A 3,808-nucleotide genomic window follows, 5' to 3' on the forward strand; every position below is an offset into this window, starting at 1 on the left:
CTGACGCCAAACGTTTTCAACCACGGCCAGAAAAAGATCTCGTCTGGTTCATTGAGGAGTACTCCCCTACTCTTGAGGATTGGCAGCGCGACATTCTATCTATGCTTCGCGATGAGATGCTMTATTTCTGGCCGCAAATCTAGACCAAGATTATGAACGAAGGCTGGGCTTCCTACTGGCATCAGCGTGATGTACCAAGCTTGGCTTGGCCCTGATATTCATTTCCTTCGTATACTGAATTCGAATCCTCAGTATTACCACGAAATTGATATTATAAATTAACTTATAACTCTATTTTGTTTATAATTAACTCAATATTGATAGGATGGTGAATATCTTTGCTGGAATACCGTCTTCTGGAAAAAGTACTGCACGGCTCCTCTGACTTTCCGCTTGCCGTCTATAACGTAGATTATCTTTCGGGAAATCAGTCTATCCTTCCATTGCATTGGCACGAGGAAATCGAGTTGATTTATATTCGAGCGGGACAGGCTGTATTCTCCGTGAACCATGTGGAGATTCATGTGCAGGCTGGCGATTGTCTGATCGTCAATTCGGCAGAACTCCACAGCGGCTATTGCAATTCCGCATACGGTTGCTCCTACACCGCTATCGTATTCAAGCTATCGTGGCTATCTGCCCTGCATCCCGATTTCTGTCAGGAGCAATGCTTGAATCCGCTTCTTCGAGGAGATCTTTTGTTCCCTTCCCTGCTCACTCGACGGCGAGTGCAGGATCGTCTATTGATTGACCGAATCGAAGATTTGCTCGCGGAATACCGAGTCGAACGCGAAGGATTTCAGCTTGGTGTCAAGGGACGGCTTTATATGATTCTCGCAGTTCTCTACCCGCATTTGATTCCAAAGCAGCTATACGAACGCACCAATCCTTTAAACACGAACAAATGGAAAAACATGATTCAAGTGCTGGAGTACATCAACGAAAACTACAAATCTCCACTCACGCTCGACGATCTGGCATCCATCGGCTCCATGTCGCCATCCCATCTATGCCGGCTATTCAAGGAACTGACGGACATGAGGCCACTCGAATATATTAATATGCTCCGCGTCAACAGCGCCGCGCTTATGATCCAGTCCGGCTCGTGCAGTATGCTGCAAGCAGCTCTCGAAAACGGCTTTCAGCAGCTTAGCTACTTCTCAAAGCAATTCAAGAAATATAAGGGAATTTCGCCTTCAACGTTTAAACGCCTGCAAGGGAATGCATCATTACCGAAAGAATCACTGTAGTTGAATAGCCGTAGTTAAGGCCATAGTTGTGGTATCTAAAAGGAGGAAAAACCATGTATAAGGTGCTGATCGTGGATGACGAAATTTTTGTGCGCAAGGGCTTAATAAGTCTAATGGATTGGTCGTCTATGCAATTTGAAATCTGTGGTGAAGCGGAAAATGGGAAGCAAGCACTGGACCTTATCGAACAACAGACCCCCGACCTAGTTATTGTGGATATACGCATGCCTGTGCTAGATGGTCTGGAGCTGATTCAAAAGGTGAAAGCGGAGTGCGAGCATCAACCGCTGTTTATTATTTTAAGCGGGTACCCCGATTTCTCTTATGCCCAGCAAGCCTTCCGCTATAATGTGTCGGATTATATCCTAAAGCCCGTTGATGAACAGGAGTTTACATCCACTTTAAAAAAAATAGCCAATTCGCTGAATCAAAAACAGCTCTTATCGATAACGAAAGAAAAGCCGCTTATCGAAACCGTCATCGAAAGCTTGCTGCAGACCGAACCAAGCGAGCAAGTGATGGCGCGGATTGCCCATGCGCTGGAGCTTCCACTCTCCTCTTCCTATACGTATATCATTGCAGAAATACAAGATACGTTGCCTCAAGGGGAAATTGATTATTTTCCAGCACTGCAAAAGGCACTCCAGCAATATCTTCATCATGAGGGACAAGCTCTGCTCATTCATGTACGCGCGTACAATCAATATGGCTTTATTGTGCCTCAGTTGTGGCTGGACGAGCAAAACAATGCAGAGCGGACGAACTACACCAAGCTGCTTGAAATGCTGGAGACGGAGCTCGCAACGACGATAGCTTTGTTTATAGGCCATTCGACTAGCCATTTAAAACAAATTGCTCAATCCGGAATCAGTGCCGAGGAATGCTTGAATTATCGTTTTGCCGCAGGCTCTAACGGCATCTTTATGGCATCGGACCTGCATAAGCTGCCCTTGTATTACTTTGATGTGGATGAAGAACTGCATAGCAAGCTCATCTATGAGGTTGAAGCCAATCAACTGAAAGGTTATCATTCCGCCATTGATGCCATTTTTATTGCCTTTCAGGAGCGGCATTTCGCTCCGGGTGCCGTTACGAATACCATTAGGCGAATCATGATTGCTATCATCAATATCATCCGGCAGCTGGGAGGAAACGAAAAAGACCTGCAATGGTTGGACGAATTGCTTAATTGGCAGAAGAAATACCGCAATTTGAAGCAGATAAGACATGTTTTCTTGCAGTTTATAGAAGAAGCGGCTAAATATATCGCGGAGAAGCGAGGCGAAAAGAACGAAGGCAGTATTGAAAAAGTGAAAAAATATATCGACAGCCACTACAAAGAAAACATCTATTTAAAAGGAATAGCTGCCGAATTCCATATGAATCCGGTCTACCTCGGTCAGTTGTTTCGCAAAAATTACGGCGTTTATTTCAATGAGTATGTGCTGTCGCTTCGCATAGAGGACGCCAAGCGGCTGCTGCGGCAAACGAAAAAACGCATGTACGAAATCGCGGATCTCGTAGGCTTTCAAAATGCCGATTATTTTGCCGCCCAGTTTGAAAAGCTGGAAAACATGACGCCAACGGATTATCGAAATAAGATTATCGGTAAAAAATAAGGAGGCTCCCCCGTGCTCAACTATCGGTTTCATCATCTGAAGCTCCGAAATAAACTGGTCTTCATTTATATTGTATGCGTATTCATACCGATCGTACTGACTAACGTGATGTTCTATAATGTAACCACCATTAACATCAAAAATCAGAAAACGACAGATGCGGAACAAGCGATAAATCTTTTGAAAGCCGAATTTGGGGCAGTCATTGAAGATGCAGCAGGTATTTCCTATCTGTATTCGATTAACAAGCAGCTCAACAATCATTTAAACACCCTCCATGCCTCTCATGACCACTATGTGGAGTCACTAAATGCCATATCAAATTTGTTCAACCGAGCCGACAAGGAGTACAAATCCATCAGCTCCGTTGTGATTATGAGCGACAATCCGTCGATACTGGCTTCGAGCCATATCATCAGGCTCGAGAACGAGATGCGGAATACGGATTGGTATCATCAAATTAAAAATTTCAATAACACGTATCCCTATTTGTATGTGACGTCCGACAGTATCAGCGTTATTCAAAAGCTATCCGATCCCCGCATTGAAACCTATGAGCATGTCATGAAAATCGATTTAAATATGGAATACATTAATCAGATTCTTGATTTATCCAGCTTTGAGGGGGATTTTTACTTTATGGATCCGTCTTCTCAAGCTCGTTACGGCCGTCTGTCGAGCGGTCAACCAAGTGATTTGATCAAAACAGGACGGACACTAAGTCTCAAGGAAATACCCGTACCGAATAAGGCAATCATCATTAGCAAGCAATATCATAATAACCGCTATTTGGGAGACTGGACGATATACGGAGTAATGGATGAAGAGAAAATTTTATATGATGTCCGGCAATCAGGGCAATTTATCCTTTGGTTTGCAGGAATTAATTTCCTTGTGCCTACGATCGTGATTGTTATTGTTTCCCGTTCGATCCATACA

At 44.0% G+C, this 3,808-nt stretch carries 2 protein-coding genes and 2 pseudogenes; all 4 read left to right on the forward strand.

The genetic code is table 11. The features are described 5' to 3' along the window. Positions 1 to 203, forward strand: a pseudogene (locus AB4Z17_RS32670) (SpoVR family protein); the annotation flags it as partial. A 135-nt stretch (positions 204 to 338) separates the two neighbouring features. Next, positions 339 to 1,250 (forward strand): AraC family transcriptional regulator, encoded by a 912-nt coding sequence (locus tag AB4Z17_RS32675; protein ID WP_441910259.1) that lies wholly within the window; start codon positions 339 to 341, stop codon positions 1,248 to 1,250. 53 nt (positions 1,251 to 1,303) lie between these two features. Next, on the forward strand, positions 1,304 to 2,869 hold the full coding sequence (locus AB4Z17_RS32680) for a response regulator transcription factor (RefSeq protein WP_441964524.1): 1,566 nt from the start codon (positions 1,304 to 1,306) through the stop codon (positions 2,867 to 2,869). 12 nt (positions 2,870 to 2,881) lie between these two features. After that, positions 2,882 to 3,808 (forward strand): annotated as a pseudogene (locus AB4Z17_RS32685) (sensor histidine kinase); the annotation flags it as partial.

The organism is Paenibacillus sp. TAF43_2 (assembly GCF_052113545.1).
Lineage (GTDB): Bacteria > Bacillota > Bacilli > Paenibacillales > Paenibacillaceae > Pristimantibacillus.

Coding starts and splice junctions, on each gene's coding strand:
- AB4Z17_RS32680 (WP_441964524.1), top strand. CDS start 1,304: ATGTATAAGGTGCTGATCGTGGATGACGAAATTTTTGTGCGCAAGGGC.